This window comes from Herbidospora mongoliensis (assembly GCF_001570545.1).
GTDB classification, from domain to species: Bacteria; Actinomycetota; Actinomycetes; order Streptosporangiales; family Streptosporangiaceae; genus Herbidospora; species Herbidospora mongoliensis.
This window is the reverse complement of sequence record NZ_BBXD01000013.1, coordinates 84548-110668: the sequence shown is the minus strand read 5'-3', so window position 1 is coordinate 110668 and position 26121 is coordinate 84548. Positions and strand designations below refer to the sequence as shown.

24 protein-coding genes are annotated in these 26121 nt (G+C 68.4%); 9 read left to right on the top strand and 15 right to left on the bottom strand.

Annotation, left to right across the window (positions count from 1 at the left end; translation table 11 throughout):
- Window positions 1-42: 42 nt before the first annotated feature.
- Both AW272_RS45600 and AW272_RS17595 read left to right on the top strand, forming a co-directional pair.
- Entirely contained in the window at window positions 43-177 is a 135-nt protein-coding gene (locus AW272_RS45600) for a hypothetical protein (protein ID WP_275527301.1), read from the top strand.
- A gap of 13 nt (window positions 178-190) precedes the next feature.
- The gene (locus AW272_RS17595) at window positions 191-1729 is read left to right on the top strand and encodes an aldehyde dehydrogenase family protein (RefSeq protein WP_066366164.1); all 1539 of its coding nucleotides are present in this window, start codon (window positions 191-193) and stop codon (window positions 1727-1729) included.
- Between the two features lie 1131 nt (window positions 1730-2860).
- Here the strand turns inward: AW272_RS17595 and AW272_RS17590 are convergent.
- The gene (locus tag AW272_RS17590) at window positions 2861-3430 is read right to left on the bottom strand and encodes a dihydrofolate reductase family protein (RefSeq protein WP_066366826.1); all 570 of its coding nucleotides are present in this window, start codon (window positions 3428-3430) and stop codon (window positions 2861-2863) included.
- 959 nt (window positions 3431-4389) lie between these two features.
- Here AW272_RS17590 and AW272_RS17585 point away from each other — a divergent pair.
- The 5 genes from AW272_RS17585 to AW272_RS17565 all read left to right on the top strand — a co-directional run bounded on the left by AW272_RS17585 (window position 4390) and on the right by AW272_RS17565 (window position 9316).
- Complete coding sequence (locus AW272_RS17585; RefSeq protein ID WP_066366163.1) at window positions 4390-5781, top strand: recombinase zinc ribbon domain-containing protein; 1392 nt, start codon at window positions 4390-4392, stop codon at window positions 5779-5781.
- Window positions 5782-5867: 86 nt separating this feature from the next.
- Complete coding sequence (locus AW272_RS17580) at window positions 5868-6122, top strand: hypothetical protein (RefSeq protein ID WP_157518609.1); 255 nt, start codon at window positions 5868-5870, stop codon at window positions 6120-6122.
- Window positions 6123-6181: 59 nt separating this feature from the next.
- Window positions 6182-7249 (top strand): glycosyltransferase, encoded by a 1068-nt coding sequence (locus AW272_RS17575; RefSeq protein WP_066366159.1) that lies wholly within the window; start codon window positions 6182-6184, stop codon window positions 7247-7249.
- Window positions 7246-8385: a glycosyltransferase family 4 protein gene (locus AW272_RS17570; protein WP_066366157.1), complete on the top strand. Its 1140-nt coding sequence runs from the start codon at window positions 7246-7248 to the stop codon at window positions 8383-8385. The genes AW272_RS17575 and AW272_RS17570 overlap by 4 nt, the downstream gene beginning before the upstream one ends.
- Window positions 8372-9316 carry a DNA polymerase domain-containing protein gene (locus AW272_RS17565; RefSeq protein ID WP_066366154.1) on the top strand — a complete coding sequence of 315 codons (945 nt, stop codon included), beginning with the start codon at window positions 8372-8374 and terminating at the stop codon, window positions 9314-9316. Before AW272_RS17570 ends, AW272_RS17565 begins: the two co-directional genes overlap by 14 nt.
- Before the next feature lie 162 nt (window positions 9317-9478).
- Here the strand turns inward: AW272_RS17565 and AW272_RS17560 are convergent, their stop codons facing one another.
- The gene (locus tag AW272_RS17560) at window positions 9479-10765 is read right to left on the bottom strand and encodes a carotenoid oxygenase family protein (protein ID WP_066366152.1); all 1287 of its coding nucleotides are present in this window, start codon (window positions 10763-10765) and stop codon (window positions 9479-9481) included.
- Between the two features lie 89 nt (window positions 10766-10854).
- Here AW272_RS17560 and AW272_RS17555 point away from each other — a divergent pair, with 89 nt between their 5' ends.
- Complete coding sequence (locus AW272_RS17555) at window positions 10855-11409, top strand: PadR family transcriptional regulator (RefSeq protein ID WP_066366149.1); 555 nt, start codon at window positions 10855-10857, stop codon at window positions 11407-11409.
- Between the two features lie 36 nt (window positions 11410-11445).
- Here the strand turns inward: AW272_RS17555 and AW272_RS17550 are convergent, their stop codons facing one another.
- Together AW272_RS17550 and AW272_RS17545 are read right to left on the bottom strand one after the other, a co-directional pair.
- Window positions 11446-12579 carry a hypothetical protein gene (locus tag AW272_RS17550; protein ID WP_066366148.1) on the bottom strand — a complete coding sequence of 378 codons (1134 nt, stop codon included), beginning with the start codon at window positions 12577-12579 and terminating at the stop codon, window positions 11446-11448.
- 1 nt (window position 12580) lies between these two features.
- Entirely contained in the window at window positions 12581-13069 is a 489-nt protein-coding gene (locus AW272_RS17545; protein ID WP_157518608.1) for an NUDIX domain-containing protein, read from the bottom strand.
- A 37-nt stretch (window positions 13070-13106) separates the two neighbouring features.
- On the opposite strand from AW272_RS17545, the gene AW272_RS17540 reads away from it, so the two are divergent.
- On the top strand, window positions 13107-13652 hold the full coding sequence (locus tag AW272_RS17540) for a cadmium resistance transporter (RefSeq protein WP_066366146.1): 546 nt from the start codon (window positions 13107-13109) through the stop codon (window positions 13650-13652).
- On the opposite strand, the gene AW272_RS17535 is transcribed toward AW272_RS17540, so the two are convergent.
- The 11 genes from AW272_RS17535 to AW272_RS17485 form a co-directional block, all read right to left on the bottom strand.
- The gene (locus AW272_RS17535) at window positions 13630-13962 is read right to left on the bottom strand and encodes a YnfA family protein (protein ID WP_066366144.1); all 333 of its coding nucleotides are present in this window, start codon (window positions 13960-13962) and stop codon (window positions 13630-13632) included. The two genes, AW272_RS17540 and AW272_RS17535, sit on opposite strands and share 23 nt — an antisense overlap.
- Window positions 13963-14024: 62 nt before the next feature.
- Window positions 14025-15185, bottom strand: coding sequence for an NAD-dependent formate dehydrogenase (locus AW272_RS17530; RefSeq protein ID WP_066366142.1), 1161 nt, complete (start codon window positions 15183-15185; stop codon window positions 14025-14027).
- A 100-nt stretch (window positions 15186-15285) separates the two neighbouring features.
- The gene (locus tag AW272_RS17525) at window positions 15286-16206 is read right to left on the bottom strand and encodes a LysR family transcriptional regulator (protein ID WP_066366140.1); all 921 of its coding nucleotides are present in this window, start codon (window positions 16204-16206) and stop codon (window positions 15286-15288) included.
- A gap of 225 nt (window positions 16207-16431) precedes the next feature.
- Entirely contained in the window at window positions 16432-17907 is a 1476-nt protein-coding gene (araA, locus tag AW272_RS17520) for an L-arabinose isomerase (RefSeq protein ID WP_066366138.1), read from the bottom strand.
- Window positions 17904-18551 (bottom strand): L-ribulose-5-phosphate 4-epimerase, encoded by a 648-nt coding sequence (locus AW272_RS17515; protein WP_066366133.1) that lies wholly within the window; start codon window positions 18549-18551, stop codon window positions 17904-17906. Before AW272_RS17515 ends, araA begins: the two co-directional genes overlap by 4 nt.
- On the bottom strand, window positions 18548-20149 hold the full coding sequence (gene araB / locus AW272_RS17510) for a ribulokinase (RefSeq protein WP_066366822.1): 1602 nt from the start codon (window positions 20147-20149) through the stop codon (window positions 18548-18550). The genes AW272_RS17515 and araB overlap by 4 nt, the downstream gene beginning before the upstream one ends.
- A 7-nt stretch (window positions 20150-20156) precedes the next feature.
- On the bottom strand, window positions 20157-21152 hold the full coding sequence (gene yjfF, locus AW272_RS17505; RefSeq protein WP_083958413.1) for a galactofuranose ABC transporter, permease protein YjfF: 996 nt from the start codon (window positions 21150-21152) through the stop codon (window positions 20157-20159).
- Window positions 21149-22180, bottom strand: a complete 1032-nt coding sequence (locus AW272_RS17500) for an ABC transporter permease (RefSeq protein WP_066366131.1) — start codon at window positions 22178-22180, stop codon at window positions 21149-21151. The genes yjfF and AW272_RS17500 overlap by 4 nt, the downstream gene beginning before the upstream one ends.
- Window positions 22177-23676, bottom strand: coding sequence for a sugar ABC transporter ATP-binding protein (locus AW272_RS17495; protein ID WP_066366128.1), 1500 nt, complete (start codon window positions 23674-23676; stop codon window positions 22177-22179). The genes AW272_RS17500 and AW272_RS17495 overlap by 4 nt, the downstream gene beginning before the upstream one ends.
- Before the next feature lie 75 nt (window positions 23677-23751).
- Window positions 23752-24747 (bottom strand): ABC transporter substrate-binding protein, encoded by a 996-nt coding sequence (locus AW272_RS17490; RefSeq protein WP_066366125.1) that lies wholly within the window; start codon window positions 24745-24747, stop codon window positions 23752-23754.
- A 128-nt stretch (window positions 24748-24875) separates the two neighbouring features.
- Window positions 24876-26069, bottom strand: coding sequence for an MFS transporter (locus AW272_RS17485; protein ID WP_066366123.1), 1194 nt, complete (start codon window positions 26067-26069; stop codon window positions 24876-24878).
- Window positions 26070-26121 lie beyond the last annotated feature (52 nt).

Here is a 26121-nt window from a genome sequence, read left to right as displayed (position 1 = left end):
CGCTGGTCTGGCTGGGGGTCGACAGTCATGACGCTTCCCTTCATGCCTGCAGCCATCGGCTCGAACGACGGGACGACCGGCGTTCCCCGCGTCCTCGCGTCGGCACGTGCCGGTTCCACTGACGGGGTCGCGGTCATGGCCCTCATCTGCAAGCCCGGCGCCTGCCGGTCCGACTGAGAGGACGACAGACATGCCGCTCATACTCAAGCCGGGCACGGCCTGGTCCGACGCCTACGGCCGTTGTGTCAACCTCGCTCCCGAGGCCTTCAACGACGACCGGGTGCTCAACCACTGGGGAGGCATCTGGCACCGTGACGGCCGCACCACTCCCGCCGTCACCCCCATTGACGGCACGTCCATCGCCGGGCCGCCCCGCCTCGACCGATCGGCGGCGGCGCGGGCCGTCCACGGGGCGGTCGACGAACACCGTCGCTGGCGGCACACCCCCGTGGCCGAACGTGCCGCACGGGTCAGTGCCGCCCTCGACGCGATGGAGGCCCACCGCGATCTGCTGTCGCTCCTGCTGGTCTGGGAGATCGGTAAGCCGTGGAAACTCGCGACCGCCGACGTGGATCGCTGCATCGAGGGCGTGCGCTGGTACGTCGGCGAAATCGCCCGGATGACCGATGGCCGTGTTCCGCTGGCTGGTCCGGTGTCCAACATCGCCAGCTGGAACTATCCGATGAGCGTGCTCATGCACGCCATGTTGGTACAGGTCCTGGCGGGTAACGGGGCCATCGCCAAGACCCCCACCGACGGCGGTCTGTCCTGCCTGACCCTGGCGACCGCCCTCGCGGTCCGCGAGGGACTGCCGCTGACTCTCGTCTCGGGGAGCGGGTCGGAGCTGTCGCGGGTGCTGGTGCGCGGTCAGGAGATCGGCTGTGTGTCCTTCGTCGGTGGGCGCGACACCGGCGGCCAGGTGGCCACGTCGCTGGCCGATCTCGGGCGGCGGCACATCCTCGAACAGGAGGGCCTCAACGCCTGGGGGGTCTGGGAGTACAGCGACTGGACCACGTTGACCGGTCAGATCCGCAAGACCTACGACTACGGCAAGCAGCGTTGCACGGCCTATCCGCGGTTCGTGGTGCAGCGGTCGGCGTTCAGCGAGTTCCTGGCCGCCTACCTGCCGGCGGTGCAGGGGGTGCGGTTCGGGCATCCGCTCGCCGTGGAGTCGGCCGACGATCCGCTGCCGGAACTCGACTTCGGGCCACTGATCAACAACGCCAAGGTGAAAGACCTGACCGACCAGGTCGACGAGGCCGTCTCGAAGGGCGGAGTACCACTGTTCCGGGGGGCGTTGGATGACGGGCGGTTCCTGCCAGGGCAGGACATCTCGGCCTACTTGGCGCCGGTGGCGATCCTCGCGCCGCCCCGCTCGTCGCCGTTGTTCCACGCGGAGCCGTTCGGGCCCGTCGACACAGTGGTGCTCGTCGACACCGAGGCCGAACTGCTGGCGGCGATGAACGCCAGCAACGGGGCCCTGGTGGCGACCATCTCGTGCGACGACACCCGCACCGCTTCGCGGCTCGCCTCCGAGGTCCGGGCCTTCAAGGTCGGGCACAACGTGCCTCGGTCTCGGGGAGACCGGGAGGAGCTGTTCGGCGGGTTCGGGCAGTCGTGGCGGGGGGCGTTCGTGGGAGGTGAGCTGCTGGTCCGCGCGGTGACGCAGGGGCCGGCCGACGAACGGCTGCCGGGCAACTTCGGCAACCAGACGCTCTTACCGGCGTAGGAGACGTGGCCTGGCAGCGGTGTCCTTGGCTCGGGGCCGGTGCCGCCGCCAGGTCGCTTCCATAGAGGTATTCGGTGAGTTCCGGCCGGAAGGCCACGCCGGGGAGGTCGAGCAGCGGTGGCGCGGCACGCCGGCGTGGGCGGACTCACGTCGCTCTTCAGATCCGCGCCTGACCCATGGCCTCGCAGGCCGCAGTCGGTGAAGTTTGGGCCGGGCTGCGTCCGGGTCGCTTCTGGACTCAGGTTGTGCTTCAGATCCGCTGGGGGCATCGCAAGCGCCCTCGGGTGAGGTACCGCCATGGTCTGGGCAGGAACGTTGAACCTTACGGAATCCCCATTTGAGGAGAAATCGCCAGGCTGGCACGGTCGTTGGTTCTCGGCATCCCTAAACGGCTTGTCGCGAGAGGAAGGGCGCCCGTCGTCTGTGGGCCGACGTTGAGGGTACGCAGGTCCACGCGCACGATCCGGTCGCCGTTGTCCGGCGGGATCTGCTCCGGCGGGGTGGACGTTTGTCAGCGCCGACTCCAGGGTGCCGTGTCTGGCGCGTTCACGCCCTGGGCACGGATGCCGCCATAGGTCGTGAGGATCGTGGCTATCGCTTGCCCATCCTGGTGCACGACGACTGTCGGTCGCCTGCGCGGTCAGGTGTTACCCCTCGGACAGTACCGACGTCAGAGATTCCGGGGTGCCGGGGAAGTGGCCGAGTCTTTCGGTGGCCGCGTTCACAGTGTTCACGGCGGTGCCGAAGCGCAGCGGCAGGCGGTGAGGGAGGTCCAGGTCAGGCCATGTGAGGCCGCACCCCATTCGCGCTTGGCGAGCACCTTGGTGAATTGGTGGGGTGCCCGTCGCGCGGCCAATCGGTCATCACCGCGAACAACCGCTCCGCCGGCACCTCGGCCTCCGCCGACACCGTCAACCGCACCGCCACCTGCTTCTTCGGCTGGTCGTGGGTCCATGGGGGCATGGCATGAAGGCGCGGGTGACTGTTCGACACGCTGATCAGCCGGGGTGTAATCGCCTCGACCTTCGATGCGGAGTCGCGTCTGCGATGGTCGGGCCCGGAGACCGTGGGCTGGTTATCGCATGATGATCCAGCCCAAGTCTCGGCAGGGCCTCGTGACGGCGGACCCTCTCAGAACGTGATCGTGCTCTCCGGGATGTCGGCCTTGGCGTAGATCTGGTGGGTCACGCCGTTCTTGAAGACCTTCAGGTCGACCAGTTCCAGGCCCAGTCGCTCCTCGTCGTCCCACAGGCGCTGCTTTCCCTCGCCGACGATGATCGGGTGGACCAGTAGGCGCAACTCGTCGAGCAGGCCCTGTCGCAGCAGCCACATCACCAGGGTTCCGCTGCCGGTGATCGAGATGTCGTTCCCCTCGGACGACTTCAGGTCGCGGATCTGGGCGGCCACGTCGCCGGAGATGATCGAGGAGTCTGCCCAGGTCGTCTCGGTCAGGGTCGTGGAGACGACGTACTTCTTGACGTTGTTGATGAAGCTGGAGAACGGCACCTCCGGGCCCTGGCTGGGCCAGTAGCTCTGGAAGTCGGTGAACGTCTTGCGCCCGAAGAGCACCGCGTCGGCGTTCGCCACCGTGCTGCCCACGGCCTCGCCCATCTCGTCGTTGAAGTAGGGGAAGTGCCACTGGTCGGGGGCCTCGACGACGCCGTCCAGAGAGATGAAGAGGCCCGAGATGATCTTCCGCATTTTCTGCTCCTTGAAGTCGGTTCTCCCGAAGCCTCTCACCGACAACTTTTCCTGTCAAGGCAAATAATTTGTTCGGCGGTGGAGGTGCTGGCGTTCGCCGTGAACCCCTGTGAGGAGGCGCTGATGATGGCCGTCACCTGGACCGGGCCGGACACCCGGGCCGCCGTCTTCTCGGCCAGACGGATGCGGCGGGTGAACTCGCCGCGGAGCGGTGTTGAATCCAGCTCGCGCAGGTCGCGATGCCGGGGGCGCCGGCGGTGGTCATACCGCAGACAGGTCTGGTGGGGAGGAAGGGTGAGACGGCTCTAGCGCGGCGGCGCGCAACCAAGTAGAAACGAGTCATCACTTTGTCCAAGGCTTGAGATAAGTGCTCGCAAGCAAGGGAGCGCTCTCTTGGTTTTCGGGCATGTCAAGCCTCTAGTCAATCGATAGGCAGGTTGATGAGCGCGACCCGAGGCATGACCGTGAGAGAGAGCTCTCACCCTCATCCCGTCGGTTCGCTCTGGTGGTTTCCGGGCCGGCCGTCCCGATGCCGGGCAACGGTCACAACGACGGCCATCCCGACTTCGGCCCGCATGTGTTCGTGCACGACCAGAACACTCCGCCGCCCGGAACCTGGACGGAAGCGGTGGCAGCGATCGCACCATCAACGACGCCGGAACCCCGGCTGTCGGAAGCTTCGGCACCAGCGCGGTCGTCAACTACCCGTGATGTCAACGGCCTGGACGGGCAGGGCAATGCCCGTCGCGGCCTGACGGGATGCTGGTGCCGGACCCGGGAGGCGCCTTGGGCATGGGGCGCCTTCCGGGGAGGTGCCTCTCGCCGTTGATTCCTGGGGATTCCGGAAATGCGTAACTCTCGCGTCTCGGCCCGCGCTGAAATACCGGCGATTCTCGAATCGTGGCCGTTCTTCCAGAAGTACGTTGGAGGACCGTATCCGTCGAGAGGCATGTCCCCCGATGAGCGAGAGTGCCGTCAGCGTTCTGCTTTCCCCGCTTCTGAACTCTGACGAGCTCGGATCCTTAGCGGAGGTCCTCATCACCTTCGAGGTCAATCGGAGTGGCCGCGCGCATAGTCCGACCTGTCGGCGGCGAGGCAAATCCGCGGGCGGCGGAACGGTCGGTATCGGCGAGTTCCGGCTTCAGGGTCACCACATTCGTGCCTGCCGCATGTGTGGCGGGGGCGATCTGGTCGAGCCGACTCCCGATCAGGCCGCGGTCGCACAACGGCTGGCCACGCTTCTGCCCGGGCGTGAGGAGGAGGCGCGGCGGCAGCGGGAATCCGAGCGTGCGGCCGCCGCCCGAAGGCGTTCCGCCGATGCTGTGGACAAGCGGGCGGGGAATGTCCTCGATGAATGGTCCTGGCGGGTCGACGAAGAACGCCTGCGGCTGAGGGACGAGCCGGCGCGTGAGCTGACCGTCACGACGACGTGCGCCGGGCGCGATGAGTGCGGCGCCGACGCCGATCTCCTCATCGATACCCGGACGCTGAAAATGCGTTTCCGCTGCCATGCGGATTCTGCCCACGGTCGGAGGGAGATCGGCGGTGAGTTGGAGGACATATGGATGTACGGCGAGCCGACTCGATATGACGCGCTCGCTCTGATCGTCACGGTGATCGCCGGGGATGACGATGCGTGGAAAGAGGTGTACGGCACCCGCGCGCAGGACTACCGATCGACCGTCGCCGCGCTTCGGTCATTCGACGAGGCGAATCCACCGCCGCTGGACCTCGGCGTGAACGTTCGGTGCGGAATCTGCGATCGCCGTATGTCATTTCACGAGGCGATACCCGATTCGAAGATCAAGGCGGCCTACTATTGCGATGTCCGGCATTCCGACGGCCGTTATCACCGGGTCTACAAAGAAGAGATCGACGTCGCCGTCGGACGACACCTCCGCCTCGAGTTGAGGGGGCGGAGCCACTGGGTCGTGGCTCCCGAGTTGGCGCCTGAGCCCGAGTCGGTGGCGGCGTACGCCGACCGCCTGGCAGCGAAGATCCAGGTCTTCGACCGTCATATCGGCGCGGCCGGTTCGGACGAATCACTGGGGCGCGAAAGGGCGCTGCTCGTGTCGCGGCTGGCTCAGGCCCGTGACATTCAGGAACGCGGTGTGTTCGCGGCGGCGGGCCTGGATAGCTACTGGCATGGCGACCAGACGACCGAGTTGGGGCGTGCTCTGCTGATCGATCGAGTCGGGTGCGACCGGGCCGGGATCGACGTCGTCAGCCATTTCGAGGAGGGTACCGACCTCTATCGCCGGTTACGGACCGAGGAGCTCACCGGTGAGATCAACGGGCTTCGTGCCCATCTTTCCGCGCTGGAGGAAGAACTCGACGAGCTGAGCGCCTGAAGTACGAACGGGCCACCCACCTCTGAAAAGCGGCTCGCAAGCCTCCCGGCGTTCACCGATCCTTTTCCCCGGGCACAAATCGGATCATGGCCATGGTTGAGCCCCATCACATACGTGCCCTGCTCGAGTCGCAGATCCCCGGCGCCACGCTGGTGCTGGACGAAGGGCGCATTCTCGTCGTCGCCGACGCTCACGTTCATCACGCCACGGTCGTGATCGCCAAGGAGACGCTCACCGACAAGCTGGAGGCGGGCGGCATGTCCCTTGACCAGCTCACCGATGATCACATCAGGCATCTGGCCATGGCGCTGAACAACATGGTGCAGAAACCCAACGTTTAGCCTCGCTGCCGTCATTCGCCCTTTTCGGGTGATTTACTCGCGGTTGCCACACTCCAGCAGTGAAGATCGTGCGGCTCGCCAACTTCGTCACGGCAACCTCTGGTGGGCTGCGTACCGCACTGGCCGAGCTCGGGGCGGGGTACGCCGCCGCGGGTCACGAGCCGTTCCTCATCGTGCCCGGGGCGATCGCTTCCGTCCGGGAGTCGGATTCGGGGCTGGTCATCACCCTTCCCGGGCGGATCGTGCCGGGGACCGGCGGCTATCACGTCATCACCGCGCGCGGGGCCGTCCGGCGTGTGCTCGAACAGATCAAGCCCGATCAGATCGAGGTCTCCGACCGGTCGACGTTGCGCTGGACCGGGCGCTGGGCGCGTGAGCGCGGGGTCGGGTCGGTCATGGTCTCGCACGAGAGTCTGGCCGCGCTGCTGCCGCCGCTCGCCGATCCGCTGAACAGGGCCTCCTCCCGGTCGTACGACACCGTCGTCTGCACGACCAACTGGGCGGCTGCCGAGTTTCGCCGGATCGGGGCGCCGAACGTCACCCATGTCCCCCTTGGGGTGGACCTCGATCGGTTCACCCCCGACAACTTCGACCAGGCCACGCGCGACCGGCTGGCACGCCGCGACGAGGTGCTGCTGGTCATCTGCTCGCGGCTGTCGATCGAGAAGAAGCCCCACCGGGCCGTCGACGCCCTCGCGGAGCTGCGGCGCCGCGGGGTGAACGCGGTGCTCGCGGTGGCGGGCGAGGGACCATTGCGGGTCCGGCTGGAACGCCGGGCGGAAGGTCTGCCGGTCCGGTTCCTCGGCCACCTCACCGATCGGGCCGGTCTTGCCGCTCTGCTGGCGACCGCCGACATCGCCATCGCCCCGGGCCCCGCCGAGACGTTCGGCCTGGCCGCCCTGGAGGCGCTCGCCTCCGGGACCCCGGTGGTGGCGGATCGGCGCAGCGCCCTCGGGGAGGTCATCGGTCCCGCGGGGAGATCTGTCTTCGGTCATCCCGGGGCGTACGCCGACGCGGTGCAGGATCTGCTCCGCCGCGACGGTCGCCGGGAACAGGCGCGCCGACGCGCCGAACGATTCAGCTGGGCCGCTGCGGTGGCCGGATTCCTGAAGGTGCACTCGACATGAGGGTCGCCGTCATCTCCGAATCGTTCCTGCCCCAGGTCAACGGGGTAACGAACTCAGTCTGCCGACTCCTCGACCACCTCGCCGCCAACGGCCACGAGGCGATCGTCATGGCTCCCGACCCTGGGCCGGCCAGCTACGCGGGGTTCCCCGTCGTGGCGACCCCGGCACTCGCCCTGCCCTTCTACCGTGACTTCCGCGCCGGTCTGCCGAGCCGGTTGGTGCTGCGCACGCTGCAGCGGTTCCGGCCGGACATCATCCATCTGGCGTCCCCTGCGGTCCTCGGCGCGTCCGGGATCCGGGCCGCGAGCCGCTTGGGGATCCCCGTCGTCGCGGTGTTCCAGACCGACCTGGTCGGGTTCGCCCGCCAATACGGGCTGCGCGTCGCCGGTCCCTTCATCTGGCGCCGCCTGCGCGCCATCCACGAGAAGGCGGCCCGCACCCTGGCCCCTTCCAGCGCGACGCTGAACGAGCTGCGCGCCAACGGCATCCCACGCCTGGCCCGCTGGGGTCGCGGCGTCGACCTGACCGGCTTCCACCCGGGCCGCCGCTCCGACGCCCTGCGCCGGGAACTGGCGCCGGACGGCGAGGTCATCGTCGGCTACGTCGGCCGGGTCGCCGCCGACAAGCGGGTCCACCTCCTGGCCGGCGTTGCCGACATCCCGGGCGTGAAACTCGTGGTCGTCGGCGAAGGCCCGGCGAAGGAGGCCCTGGGCAAACTCATCCCCCGAGCCGTTTTCACCGGTCTCAAGACCGGCTCCGAGCTGCACGAACTGGTCGCCTCGTTCGACGTCTTCGTGCACCCGGGCGGCAACGAGACGTTCTCCCAAGCGGTCCAGGAGGCCCTCGCCTCCGGAGTCCCGGTGGTCGCGGCGGCCGCGGGCGGGCCGCTCGATCTGGTCGGCGACGGTCGTACCGGACTGCTCTATCCGGCCAACGATCGCGCCGCGATGCGCGGCGCGGTCGAGGAACTGGCCGCCGACCCCGAGAGGCGGCGGCAGATGGGCGAGGCGGCCCGCGCGTCGGTCGAGGACCGCACCTGGAACACCGTGTGCGGGGAACTGATGACCCACTATCGGGAGGTGCTGCTCGAAACGGGCGCACGCAAAGACCTAGTGTTGACGGATGGCCAAGGGTGAAGAACGTGACGGCGTCGAGCTGACCAACCTCGACGCTCAGCTCTTCGACGGCGCTGACGCGACGAAGCGCGACCTGATCGACTACCTCGACGCCGTGGCGGCGCGGATGCTGCCGGGCCTGCGTGACCGGCCGCTGTCGGTCATGCGGGTCAGGCCCGGCCAGCCGCCCTTCATGCAGAAGAACCTGCCCAAATACGCCCCCGACTGGATCAGGACCGAGGAGATCTGGGCGGAGGCGTCCAAGCGCGAGGTGCACTACCCCGTCGCCGACGACAAGCGCACCTTGCTGTGGTTCGGCAACCAGCGCGCCGTCGAATACCACGCCCAGCTCTACCGGTCGTCGGGCGAGATCCACCAGACCCACCTGGTCCTGGACCTCGACCCGCCGGAGGGCTCGGGTTTCGACGTGGTGATAAAGGCCGCTTTCCTGGTACGTCAGGCGCTCACCGAAACGGGCCTCGAAGCAGCGGTGAAGACGAGCGGATCGAAGGGCGTCCACATCCTGGTGCCCCTGGCCGACAAGCTCCCCTTCGAGGACGTCGCCGCCGCGACCCGGGCGCTGGCGGTCCGGGCCGAGAAGCTGGGGCCCGAGATCGCGACGACGGCGTTCATCCGGGAAGACCGGGAGGGGAAGGTCTTCCTCGACTCGACCCGCGCGGGCGGCGCGACCATCGTGGCGGCCTACTCGCCCCGGATCAGGCCGGGGGTGCCGATCTCCAACCCCGTGGCCTGGGACGACCTGGAGTCGATCACGCCTGCGGACTTCACCATCAAGACCCCGCTCCCCGACGAGGACCTGTGGGCGGCCCTGATGCCCGCGCCCCAGACCTTGCCCGTCGAACTGATCGAACACGGCCACACGATCCCGGTGGCCCGAGTGCAGGCCATGCACGAGGGCAAACGCCGCGCGAAGGCCCGCCGGGAGAGTTAGCCGACACTCGCGCACGCTTCTCTCCGCCGAGAGCCGCGTCTTCCAACCTTTTTCTCTTTACGGCTCCCGCCCACTCTCCAACGCCATCACCGGCCGGAGCCGTTTCGGCTGTTCCGGGCCACTGCCGCACCAGTGTCCGCCGGATCACGGGGGGCCGGGCCGTCAGTCGGCCAGCCAGTGGCCGTGGAAGCCGCGCGGTACCCGTCGGGGCAGGTGCACGGAGGCCACGTGGCCGAGGTCGTGGGCGTCGAGGACCAGCAGGTCAGAACCCTTTTCGGTCGCGACGACGGAGACCAGCCAGCCGTCGTCCTCCGCCGTCCCCCGGGGGACGAACACCGCTTCGCCCGGGGCGGCTACCTCGTGGTCCTGCACGGCGCCGGAGGTGAGGTCGTATTTGACGATCTCGCCGCTGGTCACCGCGTAGACGTAGCGGCCCGGGAGGCCCGTGTGGCCGTCGTTGATCGTCGGGAACTCGATGAGGCGGTCGTCGAGTTGCTCCTCCTTGGCGGTGGTGCCCGAGATCGTCCAGCGGTGGAGGGACGAGCCGAGCGCATCGTTCGCGGGGATGGGCGAGCTGCTGATGTGGCCCCACATGCCGGTGAAGGAGCCCGGTGAGTAGCGGACGGCGTCGAGCACGATGTTTCCGGCCTCGTCCTCGCGGGCGTTGCCGACGTGGAAGACGTAGCAGGGGTCGACGTCGACCCAGGTCACCGGGCCGCCCGACTTGCGCATGTAGCCGATGCGGGCGCCGTAGTGGTCGTCCCAGCGGTAGGGCATGCCCTGGCCCGTGAAGGCCAGGTCGAGGTCGAACACGACCGGGAGGTCGAGCCAGACGACGTAGTTCTCGGTGATCGCGAAGTCGTGCATCATGGTCGGCCCCTTGACCGGGATCTCCCGGCTTTCGATCAGGATGCCGTCCTTCGAGAACCGGTGGTAGGTCAGGAAGGGCGCGAAGAAGCCGTAGCCGAAGGAGAACAGCTCACCGGTGACCGGGTCTTCCTTCGGGTGGGCCGTCATCGCCGACGTCAGCTTGCCGCCGAAGTCGGCCGGGCCGATCGTGTCGAGTTCGGGGCTCATCTCGTAGGGCAGGCCGGCCTCGACCAGGGCGAAGATCCGGTCGGCGTGGCGGATGACGCTGGTGTTCGCCGGGACGGCGGACAGGTCGATCTTCCCGGTCTCGTCGACGAGCTGGGCGCCTTCGGTGAGCTGGGTGGTCTTCACCCAGCGGTTGCGGTACCACTCCGCGCGCCCGTCGCGGAGCCGGATGCCGTGGATCATGCCGGCCCCGAGGAACCAGTGGCCGGGGTCCTGCCCCGGCAGCGGGTTGGGCCCGTTGCGGAAGTATCGGCCGGTCAGTTCGGGCGGCAGGGCGCCCGTGACGGGGAGGTCGAATGCCTCGATCTCGTCGGGGACCGGTGCGAGGTGCCCTTGCAGGTAGCTCTGCGCCATGGCGCGCTCCTCTGACGTTCCATCAGTGACATGTCGAAAGTAGAACGTCCACTCGTGACATGTCAATGCTTATAGGTAGAGTGCCGCCCATGAGCCTGCGCCACGCCCTGCTCGGGCTCCTCTCCGAGGGGCCGGCAAGCGGCTATGACCTGCTGAAACTCTTCGACGAGTCACTGGCCAACGTGTGGCCCGCGACCCAGAGCCAGCTCTACGGCGAACTGGGCCGCCTGGCGGATGCCGGACTGATCGTCGTCCTGTCGGAGGGCGCGCGCGGCCGGAAGGAGTACGCGGTCACCGACACCGGCCGCGCCGAACTCCGCCACTGGCTGCTCGAGGTGAAACCGGTGCCGGTCCGGCGCTACGACATGCTGCTGCGGGTCTTCTTCTTCGGCCAGATCTCCGAGGACGACGCCATCGCCTACCTGGGCGAACAGCGACAGGAGGCGGCGGAGGAAGCAGACCGTCTCGCGGAGCTGAACGAGACGATCGCGCCCTACGCGGACAACTTCGCGGTCTACGGCCGCCTGGCCCTGGAATGGGGGCTCCGGTCGAGCCGCATGTACCAGGAATGGGCCGAATGGGCCATCAACGAGGTCAAGGCCCACGACCGCACGGCCAACCCCGACTCCTGCAAACCCGACTGACCGGGCATCGCCCAGACGCGGGATGACCCACGTCTTTCAGATGAGCATCGTCCGCAGGCGGTCGCGGGCCGGGCCGCGCAGCCGTTTCAGCCACCTGGTCAGCACGGTCTTGCCGAAGCCCTCGACGAGCACCCGCTCCTCGTGAGGGGTCAGGTCGCCCTCCAGCCGCTCCCGCACGGCCGGGAGCAGGTCGTCGGCGAACGGCGCCGCCGTGCGCAGCACCAGGTCGCGGCTGACGTTCTGCTCCATCCAGTCGGGCGGCGCGTTGACGAAGCCGCCGAGCGGGCCGGCGATCATCCGCCGCAGCGCCGGCACACAGCGCGGGTCGCCCTGCTTGACCAGGACGCACATCGCGATCTCGCCCAGGTCCGGGTCGTCGGCCAGTTCGGCCACCCGATCGATGTAGCCGGGCTCGTCGATCCAGGCCACGATGTTCCGCAGCGCCGCCTGCCGCACGCTGAAATCCGGGTGGTCGGTCAGCGCCAGCACGAGCGGCCCGAGTTGCCGGCCGTGGTCGCTCTGCGCGGCCAGCCCGGCCGCCTCCCAGCAGCAGGCCGCCGGTGGGCGTTTCCGGCTGAGGAGGATGGCCAGCAGCCGTCCCAGCGCCTCCGGCTGGAAGCGCAGGCGCTCGCACACCACGCCGGTCACCGTGTCCCATTCGGGGTCCATCCACGGCACCCGCTCGGCGCAGTCGGCCACGCCGTTGTCGGCGCACAGCGCCAGCGATCCCACGACCTCGTCGTCGGCCACTCCGGCCCGGATCAGCAGCCCGAACGCCGCCCCGAACCGCAGCTCCGGGTGCTCGGAGCGCAGATATCCCCGTACGAAAGGGACCTGGGCCGGATGCCGGGACAGCGCGACCAGGGTCGCTATGCCGGCGGCCATGTCGGGTTCGAGCTCCATGTGGTCGCGCAGCACCGGGCCCAGGGCGGGCTCGGGCACGTACGAGAGCGCGAAGCCCACCATCCGCCGAAGGCCCGGCGACGGGTGGTCGAGCAGGTCGAGCAGCCGGGGGACGTCGCACGTCACGGCGGCCAGATGCGCCGACCACGGGCCGGACGGGGACGCGTCGACCTCGTCGGCTAGCCAGCGCAGGCCGGCCGCGCTCGCGGTGCCAGGTTCGTCGCCCGAGGTGCCGAAGTCACGGGCGACGTCGTCGGCGGCGAACACGTCACGTCTTGGCGAAGTAGGCGGCCATGACCTGCGTGTGCAGGGGGAACGCCAACTCTTGTGGTTCCTTCACGATCAGCCACTCCGAGGTCTCCGGGGTGGGGGTGAAAACCGGGAGGTCGGTGCTCGCGACGGCCGGGGCGCGGCCGAAGATCAGAACCGTCCCGTCGGGGGCGCTGAGCACGTCGAACAGGGTCACGTCGGCGGCGGAGACCTTGATGCCGGTCTCCTCGAAGAGTTCGCGGGCCGCGGCGTGCTGCCAGGACTCGCCGATGTCGATGAAGCCACCGGGGAGGGCGAGTCGCCCCAGCCGGGGTTCGATCGCCCGTCTGATGACGAGGAGGCCCTCGTCGACCGGGAGGACCATCACGGCCACCGGCAGCGGGTTGAGGTATGAGGTGTTGCCGCAGGCGGCGCAGAGGCGGGGCCAGGGCTGGTCGAGCGCATAAGAGGCGCCGCAGAAGGTGCAGTGTGAATTCCGGATCGCCACCTGCTGAGAGTATCCGGAAAAGGTGCAGGATAGCCGGGTGAACGCGGGCACCATCGGGCAGGCCATCGGCCTTTTCCTTATTACGAACGTGGACGATCTCGTGCTGATCGCCCTCTTTTTCACCCAGACCACAGCTCTCCGGATCGTTCTGGGGCAATACCTCGGATTCGCCGCGATCCTCGCCGTCTCCATCGTGATCGCCCTCGGCGCGGCGGCGCTGCCCGACGGGGTGATCAGGTGGCTCGGGCTGATCCCGCTCGCGCTCGGCCTGCGCGCCCTGTGGGGCCTCAGGAACAAGGACGACGACGAAGCCGCCGCCGCGCCGACCGGCATCCTCGCCGTCGCCGGGATCACCTTCGCGAACGGCGGTGACAACATCGGTGTGTACGTCCCCGTCTTCGCCACCCAGGGCATCGTCGTCTACGTGATCGTCTTCCTGATCATGGTGGGCGTGCTCTGCCTCGTCGGCCGGTTCCTCGCGACGCGGCCCGTGGTCGCGAAGGCGCTGGCCAGATGGGGGCACATCGTCTTCCCCATCGTTCTGATCGGGATCGGCGCATTCATCCTCGCGGGGCATACATGATGACCGCCACGCCGAGCAGGCAGATGCCCGCCCCGATCAGGTCCCACCGATCGGGGCGGAAGCCGTCGAACACGATTCCCCAGGCCAGCGACCCCGCCACGAACACCCCGCCGTAGGCGGCCAGGATGCGGCCGAACTCGGCCTGGGGCTGGAGCGTCGCGACGAATCCGTAGATCCCCAGCGCGATCACCCCGGCCCCGGCCCAGATGAGGCCGCGGTGTTCGCGGACCCCTTGCCAGACGAGCCAGGCGCCGCCGATCTCTGCGATGGCGGCGACGGCGAACAGCACCAGCGAGCGAATGATCGTCACTCGGGGACTGAACCCTTTCAACCGCCGTCTGGCAAGCGGATCGCCGTGGCTACTTACCGTGGCTACTTATTGGTGCTGTACGAGTGGGCGCCCGTCCCGGCCAGGCCGCCGCCGTCGACGATCAGGTACTCGTCGCGGATGGGGGTGCCGGCGAAGAACGACTCCAGGATCTCCCGGGTGCCGGCCGCGTAGCGGGCCTGGGCCGAGAGGGAGGAGCCGGACATGTGCGGGGTCATGCCGTGGTGCGGCATGGTCCGCCACGGGTGGTCGGCCGGGGCCGGCTGCGGGTACCACACGTCGCCCGCGTAGCCGGCGAGCTGGCCGCTCTCCAGGGCGCGGACGATCGCGTCGCGGTCGGCGATCTTGGCGCGGGCGGTGTTGATCAGGTACGCGCCGCGCTTCATCGTGCTGATCAGCTTGTCGTCGAACATGCCCTCGGTCTCCGGGTGGAGCGGGGCGTTGATCGTGATGACGTCGCACACCGGGGCCATGTCGGCGGTGCTGTCGTGCCAGGTGAGGTTGAGGCTCTCCTCGATCTCCTTGGGCAGACGGTGCCGGTCGGTGTAGTGGAGGTGGACGTCGAACGGCGCCAGCCGCCGCAGCACCGCCAGGCCGATGCGGCCGGCCGCCACGGTGCCGACGTGCATGCCTTCGAGGTCGTAGGAGCGTTTGACCACGTCGGCGATGTTCCAGCCGCCCTTCTTGACCCACTCGTAGGCCGGGATGTAGTCGCGGACCAGGCCCAGGATCATCATCACCACGTGCTCGGCGACGCTGATGCTGTTGCAGTAGGTCACCTCGGCGACCGTGACGCCGCGCTCGATGGCGGAGTCGAGGTCGACGTGGTCGGAGCCGATGCCGGCGGTGATCGCGATCTTGAGCTTCTCGGCCTTAGCGAACCGCTCCGGCGTCAGGTACGCCGGCCAGAACGGCTGCGAGATGACGATGTCGGCGTCGACGAGCTCACGGTCGAACTCGGAGTTCTCGCCCTCCTTGTCGGACGTCACGACCAGCGTGTGGCCGCGCTCCTCCAGGTATTTACGCAGGCCGAGCTCGCCCGACACGCTGCCGAGCAGGTGGCCCGGGGTGAAGTCGGTTCCCGCCGGCGTCGGCAGCGTCTGCCCGCCCGGGTAGCCGTCCAGGTGGGGAAGGTCGTCACGGGCATACGTCTTGGGGTAGCCGTCGACCGGGTCGTCATACAGAACACACAGGACCTTGGCCATGGGAATCGCCTTTCGTCCGCCAGGAAGGTGGTCTATGTCCACCCTTCAAGACGCTCCATAGCAGGTCAAAGCGTATGTTCCTATTGATGATAGACGTTGCCTATCGTGCCAGGTGGGTGCGCAGGGTGGCGTCGAGGGCGTCGCGAAGATCGAGGCCGCGGGCGACGTCGAGGAGCGCTCGCACGACCACGGGCTCCGGCGAACGCTCGGCCGTGACCAGGCCGATCTGCGGGGCGCGGGTCGGGGTCTCCATCGGGACGATCTTCATGCCCTCGGGGACACCGATCATGTGCAGCCACGCGTGCGCGATCACGCTCGACCAGCGGTGGGTGGCGACGTGGGCGAACAGCGCCGAGACGCTGTCGGTCTCGATCGCGGGGATCACCGCCGCGCCGGCGTCGTGGAACAGGTCGTCGAGGATGCGGCGGTTGCGCATCTCCTGGCCGAGCAGGCAGAGCGGCAGCGCGGCGACCTCGGTCCAGCGGGCCCTCGCCCGGTCGGCGAGTTCGCCGTCGTCGGGGGTGAGCAGCAGGTAGCGCTCCTCGTAGAGGGGGATGGCGCGCTCGCCGTCCTCACCGTCGAGGTAGGTCAGCGCGGCGTCGATCTCGAAGTCGTTCAGCCGCCGGTGGATCTCGCGCGAGGACAGGCTGCCGAGGGAGATGCGGGCGTGCGGGTGACGTACACAGAAAGGGGTGGTGAGCAGTGACGTCGCGGCGAGGGCGGTGGGAATCGCGCCGAGCCGGAGTGTGCCGGAGATGCCGGCCCGCATCTGGTTGAGGTCGTCGCGCAGGCCGTCGCGGTCGGCGAGGATCCGGTGGGCCCACAGGAGGACCCGCTCGCCCTCCTCGGTCAGGCCGGTGAACCTTCTCCCGCGACGCACCAGCGTCACGTCGAGATCGGTTTCCAGGCGGCGGATGCCCGCTGACAGCGACGGCTGGGAGACGTGGCACGCCTCGGCGGCTCGGGCGAAGTGGCGCTCGCGGGCCAGCGCGACGAGGTATTCCAGCTCGCGGAGCAGCATGATCCCAACCTAGGGCCTGCCCCCGGAGGAAAGCGTGGATGCGACCGCCAGGTCTCTCCGGCGCACGGGGTAGACCTGGCGGCTGCCGCTCATGGGTTTTCCACAGGCGTGATCGTCGCCGGGGAGAACGTCGGTCGCGGCGGCGACGATGGCTCGACCCCAGGGTGGGTGGGGCGGCCGGGAGGATGGCACTCCTCGCAGCCGTCTCACCTCATTCGGCAGGTCCTAGAAGCCCTGGGCCAGGCGGTAGTAGGCCTGGTTCCAGCGCAGTTCCTGGGTGAACCGGCGCGTCGTGGTGTCCGCGTCGATCAGCAGGAGTTCCACGCCGAGCATGTCGGAGAAGTCGTGCAGTTCCTCCGCGCCGACGGCGGCCGAGAGCACGGTGTGGTGCGGCGCTCCGGCGGTCAGCCACGACTCCGAGGAGGTGCGCAGGTCGGGGCGGGGCTTCCAGACGGCGCGGGCCACCGGGAGGTTGGGCAGGGCCTCCGGCGGGGCCACCACGTCGATCTCGTTGGCGACCAGGCGGAAGCGCTCGCCCATGTCGGCCAGGCCGATGACGACCGCCGGGCCGGGAGCCGCGTTGAAGACCAGGCGGACCGGGTCTTCGCGGCCGCCGATGCCGAGCGGGTGGACCTCCAGCGACGGCTTCCCGGCGGCGATGCTGGGGCAGACCTCCAGCATGTGGGCGCCGAGGATCAGCTCTTCACCGGGCGTCAGGTGATAGGTGTAGTCCTCCATGAACGAGGTGCCGCCCCCGGGCACCATCGCCTTCAGAGTCCTGAGCAGGACCGACGTCTTCCAGTCGCCCTCGCCGCCGAAGCCGTAGCCGTCGGCCATCAGACGCTGGACCGCCAGGCCGGGGAGCTGGCGCAGGCCGCCGAGGTCCTCGAAGTTGGTGGTGAACGCCTTGAAGCCGCCTTCGGTGAGGAAGGTGCGCAGGCCGAGCTCGATCCGGGCGCCGTAGCGCAGCGACTCGTGCCGGGAACCGTCACTACGAAGGTCCGCGGCGACGTCGTAGAGGTCCTCGTACTCCTTCACCAGGGCGGTGACGTCGGCGTCGGACTGCGCGTCGACGACCGCGACCAGGTCGTTGACGCCGTAGGTGTTCACCGAGACGCCGAAGCGCAGCTGGGCCTCGACCTTGTCGCCCTCGGTCACCGCGACGTCGCGCATGTTGTCGCCGAACCGCGCCAGTTTCAGGGAGCCGACCTCGGCCCGGCCGGCCGCGGCCCGTGCCCATGCCGAGATTCGGGACGCCACGGCCGGGTCGGAGACGTGGCCGGTGACGGTCTTGCGGGCCACGCCGAGGCGCGACTGGACGTAGCCGAACTCGCGGTCGCCGTGGGCGGCCTGGTTCAGGTTCATGAAGTCCATGTCGATGGTCGCCCACGGCAGGTCGCGGTTGGCCTGGGTGTGCAGGTGCAGCAGCGGCTTGCGCAGGGCGTCGAGACCGGCGATCCACATCTTCGCCGGGGAGAAGGTGTGCATCCACGCGATGATGCCGCCGCACTCGTCGTCGGCGTTGGCGGCGAGCATCACGTTGCGGATGGACGTCGCGTCGAGCAGGACCGGCTTCCACTCCAGATCGAACGGCAGGGCGTGGCCCAACTCCGTCGCGATCGCCCGCGACTGGTCGGCGACCTGGGCCAGCGTCTCGTCTCCGTAGAGAGACTGGCTGCCGGTCAGAAACCACAGTTTCACTTGGTGCTCCTCTGTCCGTAGACGTTCTGGTAGCGGTCGTACAGCGCGTCGATGTGCTTTTCTTCGATGGGGATGACGTCGCCGAGCTGGCGGGCGATGTGCACGGTCCGGGCGACGTCCTCACACATCACGGCGGCCTTGACGGCGGCCTTGGGGGTGGCGCCGATGGTGAAGACGCCGTGGTTGCGCATGAGGACCGCGGGGGAGCGGTGGCCCTTCAGCGTGTCGACCAGGCCCCGGCCGATGTCGTCACCGCCGATGAGGGCGAACGGGCCGATGGGGATCTCGCCGCCGAACTCGTCGGCCATCGCGGTCAGCACGCACGGGATCGACTCGCCGCGGGCCGCCCAGGCGGAGGCGTAGGTCGAGTGGGTGTGCACGACGCCGCCGACCTCGGGCAGGTGGCGGTAGATGTAGGCGTGCGCGGCGGTGTCACTCGAAGGTTCGAAAGAGCCTTCGACCAGGTTGCCGTCGAGGTCGCAGACGACCATCGACTCGGGGGTCAGTTCGTCGTAGGACAGGCCGCTGGGCTTGATGACGAACAGGTCCTCGCCCGGGATCCGGCCCGAGACGTTGCCGGCGGTCCAGGCGACCAGGCCGTAGCGGACGAGTTCCGAGTGCAGGGCGCTGACGGTCTTTCTCACTGGGAGGCCTCGTTCCGGATCGCGCGCAGCCGGTGCAGCAGGCCGCGGCCGGCGAAGTGGTCGTGCAGGATGCGGTATTCGGCGTAGAGCCGGTCGTAGGCCGCGGCCCGCTCGGGGTCGGGCGTGTACGCCTTCGCCTTCCGCTTGCCCATCGCCGCCGCCGCCGAGGGGATGTCGTCGTACGCCCCGGCCGCCACCGCGGCGTGGATGGCCGAACCCAGCGCGGGACCCTGATCGGACTCGATGGTCGCCAGCGGCTTGCGCAGCACGTCGGCGTAGGTCTGCATGAGGAACGCGTTCTTCAGCAGCCCGCCCGCGACGACGAACTCCTCGACCGGGACCCCGGAGGCCTCGAAGGTCTCCACGATGACCCGGCAGCCGAACGCGGTCGACTCGAGCAGCGCGCGGTAGACGTCCTCCGGCTTGGTCGACAGCGTCTGGCCGACGACGACACCCGAGAGGTCGTGGTCGACCAGCACCGACCGGTTGCCGCCGAACCAATCGAGCGCGACCAGCCCGTGGGCGCCGATCGCCTGGCCCTCGGCCAGCGAGGTCAGGTATTGGTGCACCGAGACGCCCAGCTCGGCGGCCTTCTCGACGTAGGAGGCGGGCACGTAGTTGTCGACGAACCAGGCGAAGATGTCGCCGACGGCCGACTGCCCGGCCTCGTAGCCCCAGAGCCCGGGAACGATCCCGTCCTGGACCACGCCGCACATGCCCGGCACCTCGGCGAGGTTCTCACCGTTCATGACCAGGCACGTCGAGGTGCCCATGATCGCGACCATCTGGCCGGGCCGCACCGCGTCGGCGGCGGCGGCCGTCACGTGCGCGTCGACGTTGCCGACCGCGACCGCGATGCCCTCGGGCAGGCCGGTCCACTCGGCGCCCTTCGCCGACAACGAGCCGGCGCGGCCGCCCAGGGGCGACAGCTCGCTACCGAGCTTCGCGGTGAAACCGGCGAACCCGGGGTTGAGCGCGGCCAGGAACTCCTCGGACGGGTAGGAGCCGTCCTGGTAGATCCCCTTGTAACCGGCGGTGCAGACGTTGCGCGTCTCGACGCCGCTCAGTTCCCAGATGATCCAGTCGGCCGCCTCGATCCACCTGTCGGCCAGCGCGTAGAGCTCCGGGTCCTCCTCCAGCAGCTGCAGACCCTTGGCGAACGCCCACTCCGACGAGATCTTGCCTCCGTACCTCGGCAGCCACGCTTCCCCCCTGGAAGCGGCCAGCTCGTTGATCCGGTCGGCATGGGCCTGCGCGGCGTGGTGCTTCCACAGCTTGGGCCACGCGTGCGGCCGGTCGGGGAACCGCTCGTTCAAAGGGGTTCCGTCGGCCAGGGCGGGCAGGATGGTGCAGGCCGTGAAGTCGGTCGCGATGCCGATAACTTCCTCAGGAGCGACCCCGGCCGATTCCACCGCCTTCGGCACCGCGATCCGCAGCACCTCACGCCAGTCTTCGGGCGACTGCAGCGCCCAGTCGGGGGTGGGGCCGGAGATCACCCCCTGCGCGTATTCATGAACGGCGGAGCCGAGTTCGGCCCCGTCCCGGACCCGGACCACGACGGCCCGTCCCGAGAGGGTGCCGTAGTCGACTCCCACCACATATCTGTCATCGGTCACGTGTCGCTCCTGTCGTCACAATGAGTCGCTGGAGAAGGATGAAGATCAGGAGGAGCAGCCCGATCACGATCTTGGTCCACCATGAACTGAGGGTGCCCTCGAAGCTGATGACCGTCTGGATCAGCCCGAGCACGAGCACACCGAGAACCGTGCCGAGCAGGTAGCCGGAGCCGCCGGTCAGCAGGGTGCCGCCGATGACGACCGCCGCGATGGCGTCGAGTTCCATGCCGACGGCGTGCAGGCCGTAGCCCGACAGCATGTAGAACGACAGCAGCAGGCCGCCGAGCGCCGAGCACAGACCGGAGATCGTGTAGACGACGATCTTGGTCCGGGCCACCGGCAGACCCATGAGCAGCGCCGACTGCTCGTTGCCGCCGACCGCGTAGACGTTTCTGCCCGTGCGCGTGTAGTGCAGTGTGTACGTCGCCAGCACCACCACCGCCACCGCGATCAGCACGCTGGGGGAGATCCAGAGGTCGGGCCCCAGAACGATGTGGGTCTGCGCGATCGAGGTGAAGGTCGGGTCGGTGATCGGGATCGAGTCGGTGCCGATCGTGTAGCACAGGCCCCGGGCCAGGAACATCCCGGCGAGCGTCACGATGAACGGCTGGATCTCGAAGTAGTGGATGATCGCGCCCATCGCCGCGCCCAGGGTTCCGCCGATCGCCAGGACCAGAAGGATCACCAGGAACGAGGGGGTGGACGGCAGCAGCGAGGCCGAGATCATCGTGGTCAGCGCCACCACCGAGCCGACCGACAGGTCGATGCCCCCGGTGAGGATGACGAACGTCATGCCGACCGCCACGACCAGCAGGAAGGCGTTGTCGATGAAGACGTTCAGGATGATCTGGCCGGTCGCGAAGCCCTCGTACCGGATGCCGCCGGCCACGAACATCGCCAGGAACAGCGCGCCGGTCACCAGCACCGGCAGGTAGTTGCGGGGCAGCGTCCGCGGCAGCTGTCGGGGGAGCGCCAGTGTCTTCACGTGGCCACCGTCACTTTCTCCTCGGCGGACACCGCCGGCGGCGCCGGTTTTCTACGGTTGCGGAAGACCTTGGCCCGGAACGCCGGCGACTGGAGCAGGCAGACGATCGTCACGACGAGCGCCTTGAACAGCAGCGTCGTCTCCGGGGGCACGCCGATGGAGTAGATCGTCGTGGTCAGGGTCTGGATGATGAGGGCGCCCAGCACGGTGCCGCTGAGGGAGAAGCGGCCGCCGGCCAGGGAGGTGCCGCCGATGACGACGGCGAGGATGGCGTCCAGCTCGATCCACAGGCCGGCGTTGTTGCCGTCGGCGCTGGAGACGTTGGAGCTGATCATCAGTCCGGCGATGCCCGCGCACAGCGCGCAGAAGGCGTAGACGACGATCAGGATGCCGCGCGAGCGGATGCCGGACAGGCGGCTCGCCTCGGCGTTGCCGCCGACCGACTCGATCAGCAGGCCGAGCGCCAGCCGCCGGGTGAAGAACGCGGTCAGCGCCAGCACGACCGCGACGATGATGATGCCGAACGGCAGGGTCAGCCAGTAGCCGCCGCCGATCAGCTTGTAGGGCGCGCTGTTGACGGTGATGATCTGGCCGTCGCTGATGAGCTGGGCCAGACCTCGCCCGGCGACCATCAGGATCAGCGTCGCGATGATCGGCTGAATGCCGATGACCGCGACCAGGAAGCCGTTGCCGACGCCCAGCGCGACGGCCAGCCCGAGGGCGATCCCCGCCGCGCCCAGGACGCCGCCGATCGAGTCCTGGGAGGAGAGTGAGGTGATCTGCAGGCAGGCCATCGCTCCGGAGATCGCCACCACCGAGCCGACCGACAGGTCGATGCCGCTGGTCGCGATGACCAGCGTCATTCCGAGCGCGACCAGGATGAGGGGGGCGCCGAAGCGGAAGATGTCGATCAGGCTGCCGTAGAGGTGGCCGTCTTTGATCTCGATCTGGAAGAAGTGGTCGGTGAAGATCAGGTTGACCAGCAGCAGGGCGGCCAGCATTCCCAACGGCCAGGCGAGACGTTTCATTTGGCCGCTCCGCTGGCGATCGTCTCCATCAGCACGTCCGTGGTCAGATTGTCGTCATTGGGGAGTTCGGCGACCACGCGCCGGTCGCGCAGGACGGCGACCTTGTGGCTGAGCCGCAGCACCTCGTCCAGTTCGGCGGAGATGAACAGGACCGCCATCCCGCCGTCGGACAGTTCGACGACGAGTTTCTGGATCTCGGCCTTGGCGCCGACGTCGATGCCCCGGGTGGGTTCGTCGAGGATGAGCAGCTTGGGTTCGAGGATGAGCCAGCGGGCCAGCAGCACCTTCTGCTGGTTGCCGCCTGACAGGTTCCGGATGAGCATCTCGGGGTTGTCCGGGCGGATGTTCAGCGCCTTGATGTACTTGGCGACCAGTTCGTCCTGCTTCTTGCGCGGCACCGGGCGGCTCCAGCCTCGGTCGGCCTGCAACGCCAGGATGAGGTTCTCGCGGACGGTCAGCTCCGGGACCAGGCCCTCTTCGCGCCGGTTCTCCGAGCAGAACGCCACGCCCTTGGACATCGCGATGCGGGGGGTGCGCAGGGAGACCTGCTCACCGCCGATGCGCACGGTGCCGGTCGCGGCGTGGTCGGCGCCGAACAGCAGGCGGGCGATCTCGGTGCGGCCCGAGCCGAGCAGCCCGGCCAGTCCCACCACCTCGCCCTCCTGGATGGTCAGCGAGAACGGCGCCACCTTGCCGCCCAGCTCGACGGCTTCCACGAGGGTGTCGGAGGTGCGGGCCGGCGGCCGGTCGTCCAGGCGCTCCAGCTCGGCCAGTTCGCGGCCGATCATCTTGGCCACCAGTTCGACCTGGGGGAGTTCGGCGGTGGCGTACTCGCCGACGAGACGGCCGTTGCGCAGGATCGTCATGCGGTCGGCGATCTCGTAGATCTGGTCGAGGAAGTGCGACACGAACAGGATCGCGATGCCCTGGTCCTTCAGGCGCCGCATCACCCGGAACAGCTGGGCGACCTCGCCGGCGTCGAGGGAGGACGTCGGCTCGTCGAGGATAAGCACCCGGGCGTCGATGTCGATCGCGCGCGCGATGGCGACCATCTGCTGGATCGCCAGTGAATAGTGGCTCAGCGGCTTCGAGACGTCGATCGCCAGGTCGAGCTGCCGCAGCAGCTCCGCCGTCCGGCGGCGCATCTCACGCCAGTTGATGCGGCCGAACTTCCGCGGTTCGCGGCCGATGAAGACGTTCTCGGCGACCGACAGGTTCCGGCAGAGGTTGACCTCTTGGTAGACCGTGCTGATCCCGGCCTTCTGGGCTTCCAGCGGGCCGGTGAAGGCCACCTTCGTCCCGGCCAGTTCGATCTCACCGGCGTCGATGGAGTAGACCCCGGTCAGGACCTTGATCAAGGTCGACTTCCCGGCTCCGTTCTCGCCCATGAGCGCGTGCACCTCGCCGGGGAGCAACCGGAAGTCCACGCCGTCCAGGGCCCGGACGCCGGGGAACTCCTTGCCGATCCCGGTCATCCGCAGGATGGCTTCAGCCATGCGCCTTCCTCATTTTCTTGCCTTCGTCTGGGAGGGGAGCCGCCCCGATCTCAGGGCGGGACGGCTCCCCGGCTCCTAGTACTGGCGGGTGGGCAGGGCCGTCTTGGCCTGCTCCTGGGTGAAGGTGGTCTCCTCGGTGACGACCCGGGTCTCGACCGTCTCCCCCGCGAGGACCTTCTTGGCCAGGTCCATCAGTTGCGGGCCGAGCAGCGGGGAGCACTCGACGATGTAGTTGATCTTTCCGTCGGCCAGGGCCTGCATGCCGTCCTTGACCGCGTCGACGGTGATGATCTTGATGTCCTTGCCGGGCACCTTGCCCGCGCCCTCGATCGCCTCGATGGCGCCCAGGCCCATGTCGTCGTTGTGCGCGTAGAGCACGTCGATGTCAGGGTTGGCCTTCAGGAAGGCGTCCATGACCTCCTTGCCCTTGGCGCGGGTGAAGTCGCCGCTCTGGGAGGCGATCACCTTGAACTTGGGATCGGCGCCGATGACCTCGGCGAAGCCCGACTTGCGGTCGTTGGCCGGAGCCGAACCGGTGGTGCCCTGAAGCTCGACGATGTTGACGTCGCCGGTCTCGGAGGCGTACTGCTCCACCAGCCACTGGCCGGCCTTCTTGCCCTCTTCGACGAAGTCGGAGCCCAGGAAGGTCTTGTACAGCGAGGTGTCGGCCGAGTCGACCGCGCGGTCGGTCAGGATCACCGGGATGTTTGCGGTCTTGGCCTCCATCAGGACGGTGTCCCAACCCGACTCCACCACCGGCGAGAAGGCGATGACGTCGACCTTCTGCTGGATGTAGGACCGGATCGCCTTGATCTGGTTCTCCTGCTTCTGCTGAGCGTCGGAGAACTTCAGGTCGATCCCGGCGGCCTTGGCCGCCTCCTGCACCGACTTGGTGTTGGCGGTCCGCCAGCCACTCTCGGCGCCCACCTGGGCGAAGCCCATCGTGATCGTCGAGTCGCCGCCGCTGCTACTGCTGGCGCTGCTCGAGGCACCGGTCTCGGCGTCGCCGCCGCAGGCAGTCGCCAGTACACCGACCGCGACCAGTGCAATGATCTTCTTTAACAAGGTCAAGTCCCTTCCTTGTCTTTGTTAGCGCTCACACCACTGGCCCGGCTGGGAATCAGAGTGAAGCTTGTTGCCGTGTCGACTGTGAGCGTTAACATATACGAGCGTCAAGTGCCCGCCTTGTCACGGATCGGTCACTTGCTCGAAACGTGATTACGGCCCATCGCGCCGTACACGAGTGAGCCGACGACGACGGTGACGGGGAAGACGATCCCGGCGAGCAGTCCGGTGCTCAGCCCGCCGCCGGTCGAGTCCGCCACCGCGCCCGCGGTCCACGGGCCGACCGCGGCGCCGAGGTCGCCGAAGACGGCCAGCACGCCGAACATCGCGGCGCCGCCGAGCGGGAACCGCGCGGAGGCGAGGCTGAACGTGCCCGGCCACAGCAGGCTCACCGCGAACCCGCACAGAGCGCAGCCCGCGAAGGCCAGCACGGGGTTGGCCGACAGGCACGCGACCAGGTAGCAGACCGTCGCGAGCACGCCGGAGCCGACCATCGCCGGGACCAGCGGAATGCGCTCCCCGAACAGCCCGTAGACGATCCGCCCGACCCCCATCAGCACCGCGAACAGGCACGGCCCGGCGAGGTCGCCCCAGACCTTGGACGCCCCGAGCCCCTCCTCGGCGAACAGCGACGACCACTGCGACATGGTCAGCTCCGAGGCCCCGGCCGCCAGCATCAGCACCATGGCCGTCACGAACGCGGGCGTCTTGAACAGCGACATCAGGGAGGTCCGGTGCTCGTCCGGCACGGTCTCCGGCATCGGCACCCGCAGGAACGCCACCAGGTTGGCCAGCGGCACGACCGCCCAGACCAGCGGCAGCACATACCAGGACTCGCGCCCGATCCCGGCCAGAAGCAGCGTCGACCCGGCGACCACCGCGACCTGGCCCCAGCAGTAGAACGAGTGCAGCAGGCTCATCGCCGCCGCCTTGCCCTCCTGCGGGGTCGGCAGCGCGTCCACGACGGGGCTGACCAGTACTTCGAGCAGTCCGCCGCCGATGGCGTAGACGACCACCGCGATGCATAGCCCGAGGTAGGGGGTCGGCGCGAGGAAGGGCGCCACCGCGAGCAGGATCAGCCCGGCGGCCGCCATCACGTGGGCCAGCACGAGCGGTCCCCGGTAGCCGATCCGGTCGACGTAGCGCACCGCGATGATGTCGGTGATGAGCTGGGCGCCGAAGTTGAGCAGCACCAGACGTCCGAGCATTTCCAGCGGGAGGTCGTAGGCGGTCTGGAACACGATGAACAGCAGCGGCGCCAGATTGTTGACAATGGCTTGTGTGGCATAGCCGGTGTAGCAGGCCCAGCGCGTGGCTGTGTAAGACACCCAAACCCCCCGAGACGACAGAAATCACCCGATGTTAGTGAATCTTTCATCG

Coding starts and splice junctions, on each gene's coding strand:
- AW272_RS45600 (WP_275527301.1), top strand. CDS start 43: ATGCCTGCAGCCATCGGCTCGAACGACGGGACGACCGGCGTTCCCCGC.
- AW272_RS17595 (WP_066366164.1), top strand. CDS start 191: ATGCCGCTCATACTCAAGCCGGGCACGGCCTGGTCCGACGCCTACGGC.
- AW272_RS17590 (WP_066366826.1), bottom strand. CDS start 3,430: ATGCGGAAGATCATCTCGGGCCTCTTCATCTCTCTGGACGGCGTCGTC.
- AW272_RS17585 (WP_066366163.1), top strand. CDS start 4,390: ATGAGCGAGAGTGCCGTCAGCGTTCTGCTTTCCCCGCTTCTGAACTCT.
- AW272_RS17580 (WP_157518609.1), top strand. CDS start 5,868: ATGGCCATGGTTGAGCCCCATCACATACGTGCCCTGCTCGAGTCGCAG.
- AW272_RS17570 (WP_066366157.1), top strand. CDS start 7,246: ATGAGGGTCGCCGTCATCTCCGAATCGTTCCTGCCCCAGGTCAACGGG.
- AW272_RS17565 (WP_066366154.1), top strand. CDS start 8,372: ATGGCCAAGGGTGAAGAACGTGACGGCGTCGAGCTGACCAACCTCGAC.
- AW272_RS17560 (WP_066366152.1), bottom strand. CDS start 10,765: ATGGCGCAGAGCTACCTGCAAGGGCACCTCGCACCGGTCCCCGACGAG.
- AW272_RS17555 (WP_066366149.1), top strand. CDS start 10,855: ATGAGCCTGCGCCACGCCCTGCTCGGGCTCCTCTCCGAGGGGCCGGCA.
- AW272_RS17530 (WP_066366142.1), bottom strand. CDS start 15,185: ATGGCCAAGGTCCTGTGTGTTCTGTATGACGACCCGGTCGACGGCTAC.
- AW272_RS17525 (WP_066366140.1), bottom strand. CDS start 16,206: ATGCTGCTCCGCGAGCTGGAATACCTCGTCGCGCTGGCCCGCGAGCGC.
- AW272_RS17500 (WP_066366131.1), bottom strand. CDS start 22,180: ATGAAACGTCTCGCCTGGCCGTTGGGAATGCTGGCCGCCCTGCTGCTG.
- AW272_RS17495 (WP_066366128.1), bottom strand. CDS start 23,676: ATGGCTGAAGCCATCCTGCGGATGACCGGGATCGGCAAGGAGTTCCCC.